Source organism: Kitasatospora sp. NPDC028055, assembly GCF_040637885.1.
In the GTDB taxonomy this organism is placed as follows: Bacteria; Actinomycetota; Actinomycetes; order Streptomycetales; family Streptomycetaceae; genus Kitasatospora.
In genome coordinates, this window is the sequence record NZ_JBEZXE010000006.1 from 1 (window position 1) to 15,903 (window position 15,903).

11 protein-coding genes are annotated in these 15,903 nt (G+C 74.6%); 7 read left to right on the forward strand and 4 right to left on the reverse strand.

What is annotated here, in order from left to right:
- The first annotated feature begins 401 nt into the window (after nucleotides 1-401).
- The 4 genes from AB0F71_RS09705 to AB0F71_RS09720 are packed head-to-tail and all read left to right on the forward strand — an operon-like array spanning nucleotide 402 to nucleotide 6,907.
- Nucleotides 402-2,111: an acyclic terpene utilization AtuA family protein gene (locus tag AB0F71_RS09705; protein ID WP_360230395.1), complete on the forward strand. Its 1,710-nt coding sequence runs from the start codon at nucleotides 402-404 to the stop codon at nucleotides 2,109-2,111.
- Nucleotides 2,108-3,706, forward strand: coding sequence for a carboxyl transferase domain-containing protein (locus tag AB0F71_RS09710; protein WP_360230397.1), 1,599 nt, complete (start codon nucleotides 2,108-2,110; stop codon nucleotides 3,704-3,706). The genes AB0F71_RS09705 and AB0F71_RS09710 overlap by 4 nt, the downstream gene beginning before the upstream one ends.
- 8 nt (nucleotides 3,707-3,714) lie before the next feature.
- The gene (locus AB0F71_RS09715) at nucleotides 3,715-5,697 is read left to right on the forward strand and encodes a biotin carboxylase N-terminal domain-containing protein (RefSeq protein ID WP_360230399.1); all 1,983 of its coding nucleotides are present in this window, start codon (nucleotides 3,715-3,717) and stop codon (nucleotides 5,695-5,697) included.
- A gap of 37 nt (nucleotides 5,698-5,734) precedes the next feature.
- Nucleotides 5,735-6,907 (forward strand): acyl-CoA dehydrogenase family protein, encoded by a 1,173-nt coding sequence (locus AB0F71_RS09720; protein ID WP_360230401.1) that lies wholly within the window; start codon nucleotides 5,735-5,737, stop codon nucleotides 6,905-6,907.
- Nucleotides 6,908-6,979: 72 nt separating this feature from the next.
- Here the strand turns inward: AB0F71_RS09720 and AB0F71_RS09725 are convergent, their stop codons facing one another.
- The gene (locus AB0F71_RS09725; protein WP_360230403.1) at nucleotides 6,980-7,672 is read right to left on the reverse strand and encodes a class F sortase; all 693 of its coding nucleotides are present in this window, start codon (nucleotides 7,670-7,672) and stop codon (nucleotides 6,980-6,982) included.
- On the reverse strand, nucleotides 7,659-8,351 hold the full coding sequence (locus AB0F71_RS09730; protein WP_360230405.1) for a hypothetical protein: 693 nt from the start codon (nucleotides 8,349-8,351) through the stop codon (nucleotides 7,659-7,661). Before AB0F71_RS09730 ends, AB0F71_RS09725 begins: the two co-directional genes overlap by 14 nt.
- A gap of 221 nt (nucleotides 8,352-8,572) precedes the next feature.
- Here AB0F71_RS09730 and AB0F71_RS09735 point away from each other — a divergent pair, with 221 nt between their 5' ends.
- From AB0F71_RS09735 to AB0F71_RS09745, 3 genes are all read left to right on the forward strand, one after another.
- Nucleotides 8,573-10,171 carry a 4-coumarate--CoA ligase family protein gene (locus AB0F71_RS09735; protein ID WP_360230407.1) on the forward strand — a complete coding sequence of 533 codons (1,599 nt, stop codon included), beginning with the start codon at nucleotides 8,573-8,575 and terminating at the stop codon, nucleotides 10,169-10,171.
- A gap of 140 nt (nucleotides 10,172-10,311) precedes the next feature.
- Nucleotides 10,312-10,932 carry a TetR/AcrR family transcriptional regulator gene (locus AB0F71_RS09740; protein WP_360230409.1) on the forward strand — a complete coding sequence of 207 codons (621 nt, stop codon included), beginning with the start codon at nucleotides 10,312-10,314 and terminating at the stop codon, nucleotides 10,930-10,932.
- A gap of 145 nt (nucleotides 10,933-11,077) precedes the next feature.
- Nucleotides 11,078-13,543, forward strand: coding sequence for a SpoIIE family protein phosphatase (locus tag AB0F71_RS09745; protein ID WP_360230411.1), 2,466 nt, complete (start codon nucleotides 11,078-11,080; stop codon nucleotides 13,541-13,543).
- 63 nt (nucleotides 13,544-13,606) lie between these two features.
- On the opposite strand, the gene AB0F71_RS09750 is transcribed toward AB0F71_RS09745, so the two are convergent.
- The gene (locus AB0F71_RS09750; protein ID WP_360230413.1) at nucleotides 13,607-15,241 is read right to left on the reverse strand and encodes an MFS transporter; all 1,635 of its coding nucleotides are present in this window, start codon (nucleotides 15,239-15,241) and stop codon (nucleotides 13,607-13,609) included.
- A complete protein-coding gene (locus tag AB0F71_RS09755; RefSeq protein ID WP_360230415.1) occupies nucleotides 15,238-15,891 on the reverse strand; it encodes a TetR/AcrR family transcriptional regulator in 654 nt (217 codons plus the stop codon). The genes AB0F71_RS09750 and AB0F71_RS09755 overlap by 4 nt, the downstream gene beginning before the upstream one ends.
- Nucleotides 15,892-15,903: the final 12 nt, after the last annotated feature.

Consider the following 15,903-nt stretch of genomic DNA (forward strand, 5'->3'; position numbering starts at 1 on the left):
ACCTCGCCGCGTTGTCGTCGGTCGCCAATGCGCTGCATTGGGCTCCCTCCTCCGCCTTGCGATGCACGCACCCCAACGCCGCCCCGCCCGCCCTCTGGGCGAACGACGGGGGTTTGAAGACGGGCCCTAGTATCTCGGTCGGGCGGGCCGTCTCCCGTGGCCGTGCGGCCACGCGGGGCAGCACCCACAGCATCGTCCCGGCGGGCGGTCCAGGGGCCGCGTTCCCGGATGACTGGCCCGAACAGAGCCCCCGGCGGCCGAAACCGAGAGCCGGCGCGCAGGCTCCCGTGCGGCGGAAAAACAAGCAGGCATGATTGCTTTTTTCTCGGCCCGGTGCCACGCTGCTGCCCGACGGCGCTCGTGACGGGTGGCGTCAACAGGCCGGTAGGGGAGGCGCTTTGGTGCGCGGAGGATCGGTGCTGCGGGTCGGCAATGCCTCGGGGTTCTACGGGGACCGGTTCGCGGCGGTGCGGGAGATGCTGACGGGTGGGCCGCTGGACGTGCTCACCGGGGACTACCTCGCCGAGTTGACCATGCTGATCCTGGCGCGGGACCGGCTGCGGGATCCGTCGCTCGGGTACGCCCGGACGTTCCTGCGGCAGATGGAGGAGTGCCTGGGCCTGGCCCGGGACCGGGGTGTCCGGATCGTGGTGAACGCGGGGGGCCTCAATCCGGCCCGACTCGCGGAGCGGTTGCGGGAGTTGGCGCAGCGCCTCGGCGTGCCGACCGCCGTCGGCCACGTCGAGGGCGACGACCTGCTGCCGCGCCGGGAGGAACTCGGCCTGCCCGACGGCCTGTTGGCCGCCAATGCCTACCTGGGCGGGTTCGGCATCGCCGCCTGTCTCGGAGCGGGGGCGGACGTGGTGGTGGCCGGGCGGGTGACGGACGCCGCACTGGTGGCCGGCCCGGCGATCGCCCACTTCGGTTGGGGCCCGGGCGAGTTGGACGCCATGGCCGGGGCGGTGGTGGCCGGGCACGTGCTGGAGTGCGGGGCGCAGGCGACCGGCGGCAACTACGCCTTCTTCGGCGAGCACGACGTGGACCGCCCGGGCTTCCCGCTGGCCGAACTGCACGCCGACGGCTCCAGCGTGATCACCAAGCACCCCGGGACGGGCGGGGCCGTCACGATCGGCACGGTCACCGCCCAACTCCTGTACGAGACCGGCGGAGCGCACTACCTCGGCCCCGACGTGACCGCCCGGCTGGACTCCGTGCGGCTCACCGAGGAGGGCCCGGACCGGGTGCGGATCGACGGCGTGCGCGGCGAGGCCCCGCCGCCGACCCTCAAGGTCGGCCTGAACCGGCTGGGCGGCCACCGCAACGAGGTGGTCTTCGTGCTGACCGGCCTGGACATCGAGGCCAAGGCCGCCCTGGTGCGACGGCAGTTCGCCGCCGCCCTGCCGCCCGAGGTCCGTCCGGCCGAGCTGCGCTGGACCCTCGCCCGCACCGACCATCCGGACGCCGACACCGAGGAGGCCGCGTCCGCCCTGCTCCGGCTGACCGCCCGGGACCGGGATCCGGCCAAGGTCGGCCGTGAACTCGGCAAGGCCGCGGTGGAGTTGGGCCTCGCCGGGTACCCGGGCTTCCACCTCACCGCCCCGCCCGGCCCGGGCGCCCCGTACGGGGTGTTCACCGCCGCGTACGTGGACGCCGAGCTGGTCGAGCACACCGCCGTCCTGCCGGACGGTCGCCGGATCGCCGTCCCGCCCGCCCCCGCCCCCGTCACCGGCCAAGTGGCCGCCGTGGAGCACGAGTTGCCCGCACCCCTGCCCCCGGGCCCGACCCGCCGCGCCCCGCTCGGCCGGGTGCTCGGCGCCCGCAGCGGCGACAAGGGCGGCGACGCCAATCTGGGCGTCTGGGCCCGCACCGAGGACGCCTGGCGCTGGCTGGCGCACACCCTCACCGTCGACCGGCTGCGTGAACTGCTCCCCGAGACCGCCGAGCTGCCCGTCGCCCGGCACCTGCTGCCGAACCTCAGGGCCGTCAACTTCACCCTCACCGGCCTGCTCGGCGAGGGCGTCGCCGCCCAGCACCGCTTCGACCCGCAGGCGAAGGCCCTGGGGGAGTGGCTGCGCTCGCGCCACCTCGACATTCCGGAGGCCCTGCTGTGACCGTCCTGCCCACCCGCGTCGACCCGGCCGGGCCCGAGTACGCGGAGCACCGTGCCGCGATGGTCGCCAAGCTGGCGGAGCTGGACGCCGAGCACGCCAAGGCGCTGGCCGGCGGCGGCCCCAAGTACGTGGAGCGCCACCGCAGGCGGGGCAAGCTGCTGGCCCGGGAGCGGATCGAGCTGCTGGTGGACCAGGACTCGCCGTTCCTGGAGCTCTCCCCGCTGGCGGCCTGGGGCAGTGACCACCCGGTGGGCGCCGCGCTGGTCACCGGCATCGGGGTGGTCGAGGGCGTGGAGTGCGTGATCACCGCCAACGACCCGACGGTGCGCGGCGGCGCCAGCAACCCGTGGACGCTGCGGAAGGCTCTGCGGGCCAACGAGATCGCGCTGCAGAACCGGCTCCCGCTGGTGAACCTGGTCGAGTCCGGCGGGGCGGACCTGCCCAGCCAGAAGGAGATCTTCATCCCGGGCGGCGCCCTGTTCCGCGACCTGACCAGGCTCTCGGCGGCCGGGATCCCCACCGTGGCCGTGGTGTTCGGCAACTCGACGGCCGGCGGCGCCTACGTGCCGGGGATGTCGGACCACACCGTGCTGGTCAAGGAGCGCGCCAAGGTGTTCCTCGGCGGCCCGCCGCTGGTGAGGATGGCGACCGGCGAGGAGGCCGACGACGAGTCGCTGGGCGGCGCCGAGATGCACGCCCGCAGCTCCGGCCTGGCCGACCACTTCGCGGTGGACGAGGCGGACGCGCTGCGGATCGCCCGCCGGATCGTCGCCCGGCTGGAGCACCGCAAGCCGGGCCCGGACCCGGACAGCGCCGCCGAGCCGCCGAAGTACGACGAGGAGGAGCTGCTGGGCATCGTCCCGGGTGACCTCAAGGTGCCCTTCGACCCACGCGAGGTGATCGCCCGGATCGTCGACGGCTCCGACTTCGACGAGTTCAAGCCGCTGTACGGCACCAGCCTGGCCACCGGCTGGGCCCGGCTGCACGGCTACCCGGTGGGCGTCCTGGCCAACGCCCAGGGGGTGCTGTTCAGCGCGGAGTCCCAGAAGGCCGCCCAGTTCATCCAGTTGGCGAACCAGCGGAACACCCCGCTGCTGTTCCTGCACAACACCACCGGCTACATGGTCGGCCGGGACTACGAGCAGGGCGGCATCATCAAGCACGGCGCGATGATGATCAACGCCGTCTCGAACTCCAAGGTCCCGCACCTGTCGGTACTGCTCGGCGCCTCCTACGGGGCGGGCCACTACGGCATGTGCGGCCGGGCCTACGAGCCGCGCTTCCTGTTCTCCTGGCCGAGTGCCAAGTCCGCGGTGATGGGCCCGCAGCAGCTCGCCGGGGTGCTCTCGATCGTGGCCCGCCAGTCGGCCGCGGCGAAGGGGCAGCCGTACGACGAGGACGCGGACGCGGCGATCCGGGCGATGGTCGAGCAGCAGATCGAGGCGGAGTCGCTGCCGGTCTTCCTGTCCGGCCGGCTGTACGACGACGGTGTGATCGACCCGCGCGACACCCGTACGGTGCTGGGCCTGTGTCTGTCCGCGATCCACAACGCGCCGGTCGAGGGCGCGCGTGGCTACGGCGTCTTCCGGATGTGAGAGGTCAGATGATCACCAACCTGCTGGTCGCCAACCGCGGCGAGATCGCCCGCCGGGTGTTCCGCACCTGCCGGGAGCTCGGCATCGCGACCACCGCCGTCCACTCGGACCCGGACGCCGGCGCCCCGCACGTACGGGAGGCGGACGCGGCCGTGCGGCTGCCCGGCGCCGCGCCCGCGGACACCTACCTGCGCGGCGAACTGATCGTCCGGGCCGCGCTGCGGGCGGGGGCGGACGCCGTCCACCCGGGGTACGGATTCCTGTCGGAGAGCGCGGAGTTCGCCCGGGCCGTGCTGGACGCCGGCCTGCTGTGGGTCGGCCCGCCACCGGCCGCGATCGCCGCGATGGGCTCCAAGACGGCCGCCAAGCGCCTGATGGCCGAGGCCGGGGTGCCGGTGCTGGGCGCGCTGGCCGAGCCGACCGAGGCCGACCTGCCGGTGCTGGTGAAGGCGGCGGCGGGCGGCGGCGGCCGCGGCATGCGGGTGGTCGAACGGCTGGCGGACCTGCCCGCCGAGCTGGCGGCGGCCCGGGCCGAGGCGGCCAAGGCCTTCGGCTCGGACGAGGTGTTCTGCGAGCGCTACCTGCCCAGCGGCCGGCACGTGGAGGTGCAGCTGCTGGCCGACGCCCACGGCGCGGTGTGGGCGGTGGGCGACCGCGACTGCTCCCTGCAGCGGCGGCACCAGAAGGTGATCGAGGAGGCCCCGGCCCCCGGCCTGCCGCCGCAGGTGCGGGCCGCGTTGCACGCCGCGGCCGCGGACGCAGCCAGGGCGATCGGCTACGTCGGCGCCGGCACCGCCGAGTTCCTGCTCACCGGGGACGGCCGGTTCTACTTCCTGGAGATGAACACCCGGCTCCAGGTCGAGCACCCGGTCACCGAGGCGGTCACCGGTCTGGACCTGGTCGCGCTCCAACTCGCCGTGGCCGAGGGCGAGGAGCTGCCCGCGGGCGGGCCGCCGCCGAGCACCGGGCACGCGATCGAGGCCCGGCTGTACGCCGAGGACCCGGCCAAGGACTGGCAGCCCGCGACCGGCACCCTGCACCGCCTCGAACTGACCTCGGAGCACCACGAGTTCGGCGGCACTGGACTGCGGCTGGACTCCGGGGCGCGGCTGGACTCCGGACTCCGGATCGACTCCGAACTGCGGCTGGACTCCGGGGTGGAGGCCGGCAGCGAGATCAGCCCGCACTACGACGCGATGCTCGCCAAGGTGATCGTCCGGGCGCCGACCCGGGCCGCCGCGGCCCGGAAGCTGGCCGACGCGCTGGCCCGGGCCCGGATCCACGGGCCCTCCACCAACCGGGAGTTGCTGGTCCGCGCGCTGCGGCACCCGGCCTTCCTGGCCGGGCGGCTGCACACCGGCTTCCTGGCCGAGCACGCGGCCGAGCTGCTCGCCCCCGAGGCCGGGGGCGCCGGGCGGGCCGCCCTGGCCGCCGCCCTCGCCGACGCGGCCGAGCGCGGCACGGCGCTGCCGTCCGGCTGGCGCAACCTGCCCTCCCAGCCCCAGTCCAAGCGCTACCGGGCGTCCGACGGCGGCGAGTTGGAGGTCCGCTACCGCCGGACCAGGGGCGGCCTGGAGGCCGTGGACCACCCGGACGTCGAACTCGTCGAGGCCGGGGCCGGGTTCGTCCTGCTGCGCGAGGGCGAGGTGCAGCGACGCTACGAGGTGGCCCGCTACGGGGACCAGGTGTACGTCGACTCCCCGACCGGCAGCACCGCGCTCACCGTGCTGCCGCGCTTCCCCGACCCCACCGCCCAGAGCGACCCGGGCGCCCTGCTCGCCCCGATGCCCGGTACCGTCCTGCGCACCACCGCCGCCGTCGGCGACACCGTGGCAGCGGGCCAGCCGCTGCTGGTGCTGGAGGCGATGAAGATGGAGCACCGCGTCACCGCCCCGGCCGACGGCACCCTGGTGGAACTGCGCGTCACCCCGGGCCAGCAGGTCCGGCTCGGCGCCCTGCTCGCCGTCGTCAAGTCCCCCGAAGAAGCCTGAGTACCGCCCGACCACCCGCACCGCGGAAGGACCACGCATGTCGGCCATCGGCAGTCAGCTCCTCGAAACCCCCGAACGCACCGCCCTGCGCAAGGCCGTCGGCGACCTCGGCCGCCGCTACGGCTCCGCCTACTACCTGGCCAAGGCCCGGGCCGGCGAGCCCGCCGAGGAGCTGTGGGCGGAGGCCGGCAAGGCCGGCTACCTGGGCGTCAACCTGCCCGCCGAGTACGGCGGCGGAGGCGGCGGCATCAGCGACCTCGCCATCGTCCTGGAGGAACTCGGCACCGCGGGCTGCCCGTTGCTGCTGCTGATCGTCTCCCCGGCGATCTGCGGCACGGTGATAGCCCGGTACGGCACCGAGGAGCAGAAGCGGCGCTGGCTGCCCGGACTGGCCGACGGCAGCCGCAAGATGGCCTTCGGCATCACCGAGCCGGACGCGGGCAGCAACTCGCACCGGATCTCCACGGTCGCCCGCCGGGACGGCGAGGACTGGCTGCTGACCGGCCGCAAGGTGTTCGTCTCCGGCATCGACCACTCCGACGCCGTGCTCTTCGTGGCCCGCACCGAGGACGCCCGTACGGGCAAGCTCAAGCCCTGTCTGTTCGTCGTCCCCCGGGACATCCCCGGCTTCGAGTACCGGGCGATCCCGATGGAGCTGGTCGCCCCCGAGAAGCAGTTCCAGGTCTTCCTGGACGACGTCCGGCTGCCCGCCGACGCCCTGGTCGGCGACGAGAACGCGGGCCTGCTCCAGCTGTTCGCGGGCCTCAACCCGGAGCGCATCCTGACCGCCGCCTTCTCCCTCGGGCTGGCCCGGCAGGCGCTCGGCAAGGCCGTGGAGTACGCGAAGACCCGCACCGTCTGGTCCACCCCGATCGGCGCCCACCAGGGCCTGGCGCACCCGCTGGCCCAGTGCGCGGTGGAGATCGAGCTGGCCCGGCTGATGACCCAGAAGGCGGGGCTGCTCTACGACGCGGGCGAGGACCTGGCCGCCGGGGAGGCCGCCAACATGGCCAAGTACGCGGCCGGGGAGGCCGCCGCCCGCACCGTCGACCAGGCGGTGCAGACCCTGGGCGGCAACGGCCTCACCCAGGAGTACGGCCTGGGCGCGCTGCTGGCCGCCACCCGGGTCGGCCGGGTCGCCCCGGTGAGCCGGGAGATGGTGCTCAACTTCGTCGCCCAGCACACCCTGGGCCTGCCCAAGTCGTACTGAGCAGCCCTGCCGAGCAGTCCTGGCGAGCGTCGGTACGGAGGGGCGCGCGGCCGCCATCGCAGCGCGCCGTCGTCACCGCACGCCGGTCAGGTGCGCGAACACCACCGTGTTGGCCTCGTACCCGGTGCGCCGGTCGAACTTCCCGCCGCAGGTGATCAGCCGCAGCTCGGCCCGCTCGGTGGGGCCGTAGACCAGGGCGTCCGGGAAGCCCTGCTTGGGGAAGACCCGGACCTCGTCCACGGTGAACACCGCGGTGCGCCGGTCCTTGCGGGCCACCTCGACGGTGTCGCCGGGGCGCAGCAGTCCGAGCCGGTAGAAGACGGCCGGTCCGGTGTGGTTGTCGGCGTGGCCGACGACGAGCGCGTTCCCGGCGGCGCCGGGTGTGGTGCCGTCCCGGTACCAGCCGGCCAGGTTGCGCTGGTCCATCGGCGGGGTGTTCAGCTGCTGGGCGGCGGTCAGCCCGAGGCCGGTGACCGGGGCGTCGACCTTGATCGAGGGGATCCGGACCCGGGTCGGCACCGAGGGCGGCAGCGGCGGGTGGGCGGGCGGCCCCGGGCTCGGCCGGGCGGTCGCCGACGGCGCCGCGGGCGCCGGGGCGGCGGGCACGGCGGCGGGGGCCGGCGGCAGTGGCGGCCCGTTGCGGCCGGTGGAGCCGTCGTGCACCAGCCAGGCGCCGCACGCCGCCAACGCGAGCGCGGCGACCCCGGCCCGCCAGGGGCCGGAGCCGCCGCGCGGCGCGCGGGTGGCGCGGTCAGGACTCGGCATTGCGCCCGGAGCGGCGGCGCATCGCGCGGACGCCCAGTCCGCCGGCGCCGAGGACCAGCGCGAGTCCGCCGAGCACCTCGGCGGTGTCGGGCCCGGAGGTGCCGCCGCCACCGGTGCCCACCCCGCCGTGCGGGCTGCCGCCGGGCGAGTGGCTGGGCGAGTGGCCGGGCGAGTGCGAGGGCGAGCTGCTGGGTGACGCGGACGGCGACGGCGAGGAGGAGGGCGAGGGTGACGGGGACGGTGACGAGGTGGCGCAGGAGACGTCGAAGACCTTCTGCTTCGCCGCGCCGTTCTCACCGACGAACGTCCATTCGAGCTTGTAGTGCCCGTCCGGGAGGGTGAAGTCGCCGGTGTGCCCGGTGCCGCCGACCAGGATGATCGACCCGGCCAGCACCTGGGCGGTGCCGGTCGGCGGCTGCTGATGGACCGTCCAGTTGACCTCCTGGATGGTGTCGAAGTTGAAGGCGTCGAAGTAGAAGCGGCAGACCTTGGGGTCGTCGCGGGTGTCACTCACCGCGGTGGTGCTGTCGTGCACCTTGACGTCGCCGTTGTCGCCCGGCGCGGCCAGTGCGGCCGGGGCTCCGCCCAGGGCGAGCACGACCGAGACGCCGGCGGCGGCGAGCAGACGACGGGCGGACGGCAGGGAGGCGGACGGCACGGGGACGGAGGTCGATCTCACAGGGGCGCTCCAGGTTCCGGGGGGCCGCACCCGGGCGGGCGGCCGAGGAGCACACCGTCCGATCGAGCGCCCTCCGGAGCAACTGCGCCACGCCTGCCCCGGCCCCGGTTCCCCACAATGGCCCAGTCCCGCCCCGCACTGTCCGTATGCTCCTGAACGCGCCCCGTACCACCCGCTCGCCGATTTGGTTGCTGCATCAACTTCCTTGCTGGAGGCATGCCTTGGTGTTCCGTAGCGAGTTCCCGGACGTCCCCGTCGTCGACCTGCCGATCCATGACGCGGTGCTCGCCGCCGCCGCCGAGTACGGCGACCGGCCGGCCCTGATCGACGGCCTCACCGGGGAGCAGGTCAGCTACGCGCGGCTGGCCGCCTCCGTCGAGCGGGTCGCCGCCGGACTGGCGGAGACGGGGGTGGGCAAGGGCGACGTGGTGGCCCTGTTCAGCCCCAACTCGGTCAGCTACCCGATGGCCTACTACGGCGCCAGCCGGGCCGGTGCCACCGTGACCACGGTGTCCTCCCTCAGCACCGCCCGCGAGCTGGCCGGCCAGCTCGCGGACAGCGCCGCCCGCTGCCTGATCACCGTCTCCCCGTTCCTGGCGACCGCCCGCGCCGCCGCCGAGCTGCTGGCCGCCGACGGCCGCCCGCCGGTCGAGGTCATCGTGCTGGACGGCGCCGAGGGCCACCGCTCGCTCGCCGACCTGCTGGCCGCCACCGGCCCCGCCCCGGAGCCCGCGATCGACCCGGGCGAGGACGTCGCCGTGCTGCCGTACTCCAGCGGCACCACCGGACTGCCCAAGGGGGTGATGCTCACCCACCGCTCGATGGCCACCAACCTGGCCCAGACCGACGCCCTCTACCGCCCCTCCGTCGGCGAACGGGTGCTCGCGGTGCTCCCGTTCTTCCACATCTACGGGCTGACGGCCCTGCTCAACCAGCCGCTGCGGTGCGGCGCCACCGTGGTCGTGCTGCCCCGCTTCGACCTGGAGCAGTTCTGCGGTGCGGTCGAGCGGCACCGGGTGCAGGGCCTGGTGGTCGCGCCGCCGATCGTGCTCGCGCTGGCCAAGCACCCGGTGGTGGCCGACTTCGACCTCTCCTCGGTCGAGTACCTGCTGTGCGCGGCCGCCCCGCTGGACCACGATCTCGCCGAGGCCTGTGCCCGCCGCCTGGGCCTGCCGCACCTGCTCCAGGGCTACGGGATGACCGAGCTGTCCCCGGTCACCCACGTCGTCTCCCCGACGGAGCGCGACCCGGTGCCCGGCTCGGTCGGCCGGATGGTCCCCTCCACCGAACTGCGGGTCATCGCCCTGGACGGCTCCGGCGCGGACCTCGGGCCGGGGGAGCCGGGCGAGCTGCTGATCCGCGGCCCCCAGGTGATGAAGGGCTACTTCGGCCGCCCCTCCGACACCGCCGCCATGGTCGACGCCGAGGGCTGGCTGCACACCGGCGACATCGGCTACGTGGACGGGCGCGGCTACCTGTTCGTCGTCGACCGGGTCAAGGAGCTGATCAAGTACAAGGGGTACCAGGTCGCCCCCGCCGAGCTGGAGGCCGTCCTGCTCGGCCACCCGCAGATCGCCGACGCCGCCGTGATCGGCGTCCGGGACGCCGACGGGACGGAGTGTCCCAAGGCCTTCGTGGTCCGTGCCCCCGGCAGCGGGCTCACCGCGGAGGAGGTCACCGGGTACGTGGCCGGGCACGTCGCCCCCTACAAGAAGGTGCGCGCGGTGGAGTTCGTGGACGCCGTCCCCAAGTCCGCGGCCGGCAAGATCCTCCGCCGTGAACTGCGCGCCCGCGAGGCCGCCCGCGAGGCCGCCCGCTGAGACCCGCCGACCAGGGCCCGGGCGGCCGGCGGGCGCGGCCCGTCTGTGAGGATCGACCCGCGGCGCCCCGACCCGCCGCGCCCCGACCCGCCGCGCCCCGACCGGAACAGACCCCATCGACACAGGAACCGCCACCCGCCATGACCAGCCACCCCGCCGTCCGCACCCCCCAGCAGGACCGCAGCCGAGCGACCAGGGCCCGGTTGCTCGCGGCCGCCGTGGACTGCCTGGCCGAGCTCGGCTGGCAGGGCTCCACCGTCACCGTGGTCGCCGAACGGGCCGGCGTCTCCCGGGGCGCCGCCCAGCACCACTTCCCGACCCGCGAGGACCTCTTCACCGCGGCCGTCGAGCACGTCACCGCCGAGCGGCTGGCGGCCGTCCGCGCCCACGCGGACGAGCTGCCGGCCGCCGGCCCCGACCGGACCCGGGCCGTGGTCGACCTGATCGTCCGCCTCTACACCGGCCCGCTGTTCCGGGCCGCCCTGCACCTGTGGACCGCCGCCGCCACCGAGGACGGGCTGCGCGAGCGGATCGTCGCGCTGGAGGGCCACGTCGGCCGGGAGGCCCACCGGGCCGCCGTGGAGTTCCTGGACGCCGACGAGACCCGCCCGGGTGTGCGCGAATCGGTGCAGGCCACCCTGGACCTCGCCCGCGGACTCGGCCTGGCCAATCTGCTCACCGACGACAGCCTTCGACGTTCCGGAGTGATCCGGCAGTGGGCAGGCGTTCTGGAGAGTACGCTGCGGCCGGTACGCCCATGACGCCCGTACAACCGAGCGACCGGACGGCCCCCGACCAAGGGGTCGCCGGGCGGCCGATGTCCGTGCAGTCTGGAGAAGAACCCCGGCCGGCACCGACCGCGAGGCCCATCCGGCCGGGAACGAGCCGAACCGGGGTGCTGCCTGAATGCACGGACACGAGTGCGACGCGACCGCCGCCGCCGGCCCCGCGCCGAGCGGCGATCCCGTACGTCCGGAGGGTCACCGCCTCGTCCCGCTCGCCACGGCCCTGCTGCAGAGCGACGGCCTGATCCTGCACTGGAGCGAGGACGCCGAGGCGCTGCTCGGTTACTCCGCTGAGGAGGCCGTCGGCAGCTACGCCGCCCGGCTGCTCACCGACGAGACCGACCGGCCCGCGGTGCTCGGCCTGTTCCAGCGGATCATGTCCGGCAGCGGCGCCTCCTTCGTCTTCCCGGTCCGCCACCGCGACGGCCACCGGGTGGAGCTGGAGTTCCGCACCTACCCGATCGCCGGACCGGCCGGCACCCTGCTGCTGCTCGCCACCGCCTCCGACACCCAGGCCCTGCACGCCATCGAGGCCGACCTCGCGGTGCTGGACGGCGTCTTCGGCCGCTCCCCGATCGGCATGGCCGTCTACGACTGCGACCTGCGCTACGTCCGGATCAACGAGGCGCTGGCCCGGATGAACGGCGTCCCGGCCGCCGCCCACCTCGGCCGCCGGATATCCGCCGTCCTGCCCGGCATCAACACCGCCGAGATCGAACAGACCATGAGACAGGTCCTCAAGACCGGCAAGCCCGTGGTGGACGCCCGCTCGCACGGCCGCGTCCCGGGCGACCCCAAGCGGGACCGCGCCTGGTCCGCCTCCTACTTCCGGCTGGAGGACTCCACCGGCCGGGTCTTCGGCGTCTGCTCCTCGATCATCGACGTCACCGAACGCTTCCAGGCCGAGGCCCGGGCCGCCCGGGCCCAGGAACGGCTCGCCACCATCGCCGAGGCCACCGCCCGGATCGGCACCACCCTCGACCTCCAGCGCACCGCCGAGGAACTCATCGAGGCGGTCGTCCCCCGGTTCGCCGACTTCGCCACCGTCGACCTGCTGGAACCGGTACTGCGCGGGGCCGAGCCCACCCCGATCCCCTCCGACCGCTCCGTCACCCTGCGCGCCGTCGCCGTCGGCGAGAACTACGACACCGGCCTGGCGCACGCCGTGGACGTCGTCGGCGAGACCTCCGAGTACGCCCCCGACCGCAGCTACACCCAGTGCCTTCGCAGCGGACGGCCGCTGCTGCGCGCCCACGTGGACGAGGAGGTGCTGCGGGGCCTGGTCTCCAGCGAGGACCGGGTCGCCCCCGGGATGGCCGCCGGCATCCACTCGTACCTGATGGTGCCGATCACCGCCCGGGGCATGGTCCTCGGCGGCTCCGAGTTCATCCGGATGCGCAACCCCGAGCCGTTCAACGACGCCGACGTCGCGCTCGCCGAGGAACTCGTCGCCCGCACCGCCCTGGCCCTGGACAACGCCCGGCTCTACCGCCGGGAGCGGGAGACCGCCCTCACCCTCCAGCGCAGCCTGCTGCCGCAGGAGATCCACCGCACCCTCGGCCTGGAGATCGCCTACCGTTACCTGCCCAGCAGCGTGGTCAGCGAGGTCGGCGGCGACTGGTTCGACGTGGTGCCGCTCTCCTGCGGGCGGGTCGCCCTGGTGGTCGGCGACGTGATGGGCCACGGCATCCGGGCCGCCGCCACCATGGGCCAGCTGCGCACCGTCGCCCGCACCCTGGCCACCCTGGACATGCCGCCCGAGCAGGTGCTCACCCGGCTGGACGAGACCGCCTCGGGGATCGGCGAGGGCCAGTTCGCCACCTGCATCTGCGCCGTCTACGACCCGCTGGAGCGCACCGTCCAGGTCGCCTCGGCCGGGCACCTGCCGCCGGTCTGGGTCGGCACCGACGGCACCGCCCGCCGGATCGAGGTGCCGCCCGGCGTCCCGCTGGGCGTCGGCGGGGTCGCCTTCGAGTCCATCGGCTTCACCCTCCCCGAGGGCACCCTGCTCGCCCTCTACACCGACGGACTGGTGGAGCGGCGCGGCCAGGACCTGGACCACGGCATCGACCTGCTGGCCCGCACCCTGGCCGGGCCCGGCCGGACGCTGGAGGAGAGCTGCGACGCGGTGATCGGCGCCCTGGTCACCGACGGCACCGAGGACGACATCGCGATGATCATGGCCCGGGCGCTGCCGGTGCCCGCCGACCGGATCGCCACCCTGCCGCTCACCGGCGGCGGCAAGCTCCCCGGCAAGGCCCGCCGCTTCACCCGGGCCACCCTGGACGCCTGGGGCCTGACCGCGGTCTCCGACTACGCCGAACTGCTGGTCAGCGAACTGGTCACGAACGCCCTGCTGCACGCCGAGGCACCGCGCCGGCTGCGGCTGTTCCGCGACCGGGTGCTCACCGTCGAGGTCTCCGACGCTGGCGGCGCGACCCCGCAGCTGCGCCCCTTCGCGGAGCAGGACGAGGGCGGGCGCGGGATGTTCCTGGTCAGCGAACTCGCCCAGCGCTGGGGCAGTCGGCTGACCCGGGACGGCAAGGTGGTCTGGGCCGAGCTGGAGCTGCCCTTCGGGGTCTCCTAGGCGCTGCCCGAACGCGCGAGAACGGTCGTTCCCGTAACGGGGAACGACCGTTCTCGCGTTTCCTCACGCGGGCACGTGCGGCTTGTCCGCGTTCTCCGCGTGCTCCGCGTGCTCCGCCGTCTCCGGCTGCTCCGGCCCGGCGGCGACCGGCCCTGCAGCGACCGGCCCTGCGGTGACCGGCTCGGCCGCCGTCGGGGCGGACAGCCCGCGCAGCAGCAGCCAGGCCAGCAGGCCCGCGCCGACCAGCAGCACCCCGGCCAGCAGCCCGGCGCTGTTCATGCCGTGCACGAAGGCGTCCCTGGCGCTCGCCAGCAGCGGCTGGGCGAGGTCCGGCGACAGCCCGTCCGCCGTCTCGACGGCCGCGCCCAGCGACTCCCCGGCCCGGGCGGCGACCTCCGGGGAGGCGCCGGCCGGGACGGTCAGCCCGTTCGCGTAGATCGAGCCGACCACCGAGCCGACCAGTGCGATGCCGAGCGCGGTGCCCAGCTCGTACGCGGTCTCGGAGACCGCCGAGGCGGCCCCGGCCTTGTCGGCGGGCGCGGCGCTCAGCACCAGGTCGGCGCCGAGGGTGTAGACCACGCCCTCCGCGGTGCCGGTGACCAGGAAGGAGACCGCCAGCACCAGGTAGGTGGTGTCCTGCTGGAGCCAGCCCAGCGCGCCCGCCGCCAGGCCCATCGCCAGCAGGCTGACGGTCAGCGCCTTGCGCGCGCCGAAGCGCCGGGCGATCCGGGCGGTGAGCAGCCCGCCCGCCACCGAGCCGGCGAAGGCCGGCAGCTCCGCCAGGCCCGCCTGGAGCGGCTCGTAGCCGCGCACCAGCTGGAGGTACTGGGAGACCACGAAGATCACGCCGGACAGGCCGACCAGGGAGATCAGCGAGGCCGTGACGGCGGCGGTGAACCGCCGGTCGCGGAACAGCCGGACGTCCAGCAGCGGGGTCTCCAGCCGCAGCTGGCGGCGGACGAACAGGGTGAGCGCGGCGGCGCCGAGCAGGAAGGTGACCGGGACGTCCCAGCGGGCCACGCCGTGCGCGGCGGCCTCCTTGATCGCGTAGACCACGCCGATCACCCCGGCCATCGACAGCCCGACGCTCAGCACGTCCCAGCGGCCCGGCTCCGGGTCCCTGGACTCCGGCAGCAGCCAGGCGCCGAGCGCCAGCAGCAGGAGCAGCACCGGGATGTTCAGCAGGAACACCGAGCCCCACCAGAAGTGCTCCAGCAGCAGCCCGCCGACCACCGGCCCGAGCGCGGCACCGGCGGTGGCGGCCGCGCCCCAGATGCCGATCGCGGTGGCCCGCTCCCGGTCGTCCGGGAAGAGGCTGCGGATCAGGGACAGAGTGGAGGGCATGATCGTCGCCCCGGCGACGCCGAGCAGCGCGCGGGCCAGGATCAGCCAACCCGGGCCCGGCGCGTACGCGGCCAGCAGGGAGGCCGCGCCGAAGGCGGCGGCGCCCGTCAGCAGCAGCTTCTTGCGGCCGATCCGGTCGCTCAGGGCACCCATGCTGACCAGCAGGCCGGCCAGTACGAAGGAGTAGGAGTCGCCGATCCAGAGCAGCTGGGTGCCGCTGGGGCGCAGCGTCTCGCTGATGGACGGAATGGCGAGGGACAGCACGGTCGCGTCGAGGGCGACCACGGTGACGGCCAGCACCAGGACGGCGAGGCCGGTCCAGCGCTGGCGGGTGGTCGGGGCGGGGGTGCTCATGGTGTATCGGTTTCCGGTTTCCGGTCCGAGGTGCTGTGGGTCGTCGCGACGGCGGTGGTGGCGACGGGGGTGGTGGCGACGGGCGTGGCGACGGGTGCAGGGGCCTCCGGCCGGCGCAGCGCGCCGCCGAGGAAGAGCTCGGCGAGCGAGAAGGCGGCGTCGCGCGGGGCGAGCCGGCCGTCCTGGATGGCCCAGCCGATACCGGCCACCAGGTCGAAGAAGGCCTCGCTCAGCCAGGCGGCGCTCAGCTCGATCCGGAAGACGCCCTCGCGCTGCCCGCGCAGGAAGAGCGCGTGCAGCCGGTCGATCTGGACCTCCCAGAGGTCGTTGATGTCGGCGTGGTCGTAGAGCTGGTTCTCGCCGGCCAGGAAGGCGCAGAGCATGGCGTCCGGGACGGCGGCGTCCACCAGGCGGCGCAGCGCGGCCTGGGCGTCGCCCTGCTCGGTGGCGGCGGTGTCCAGGGCGGCGGCGAAGCGCTGCAGGCCGCGCAGGCCGACCTCGCGGATCAGTGCGTCGCGGCCGGGGAACAGCCGGTGCAGGGTGGCCCGGCTGATGCCCGCGGCGCGGGCGATCTCGTCCAGGTGGGCGGTGGGGCGGCGGGACAGCACGCCGACGGCGGCTTCCAGAACGGTGTCGCGGTCGGTGGCCATGCAACGAGTCTA

Bases quoted from the DNA above. Each gene is read 5' to 3' on its own strand.
- AB0F71_RS09715 (WP_360230399.1), top strand. From the start codon at position 3,715: ATGATCACCAACCTGCTGGTCGCCAACCGCGGCGAGATCGCCCGCCGG.
- AB0F71_RS09720 (WP_360230401.1), top strand. From the start codon at position 5,735: ATGTCGGCCATCGGCAGTCAGCTCCTCGAAACCCCCGAACGCACCGCC.
- AB0F71_RS09725 (WP_360230403.1), bottom strand. From the start codon at position 7,672: ATGCCGAGTCCTGACCGCGCCACCCGCGCGCCGCGCGGCGGCTCCGGC.
- AB0F71_RS09740 (WP_360230409.1), top strand. From the start codon at position 10,312: ATGACCAGCCACCCCGCCGTCCGCACCCCCCAGCAGGACCGCAGCCGA.
- AB0F71_RS09745 (WP_360230411.1), top strand. From the start codon at position 11,078: ATGCACGGACACGAGTGCGACGCGACCGCCGCCGCCGGCCCCGCGCCG.
- AB0F71_RS09750 (WP_360230413.1), bottom strand. From the start codon at position 15,241: ATGAGCACCCCCGCCCCGACCACCCGCCAGCGCTGGACCGGCCTCGCC.
- AB0F71_RS09755 (WP_360230415.1), bottom strand. From the start codon at position 15,891: ATGGCCACCGACCGCGACACCGTTCTGGAAGCCGCCGTCGGCGTGCTG.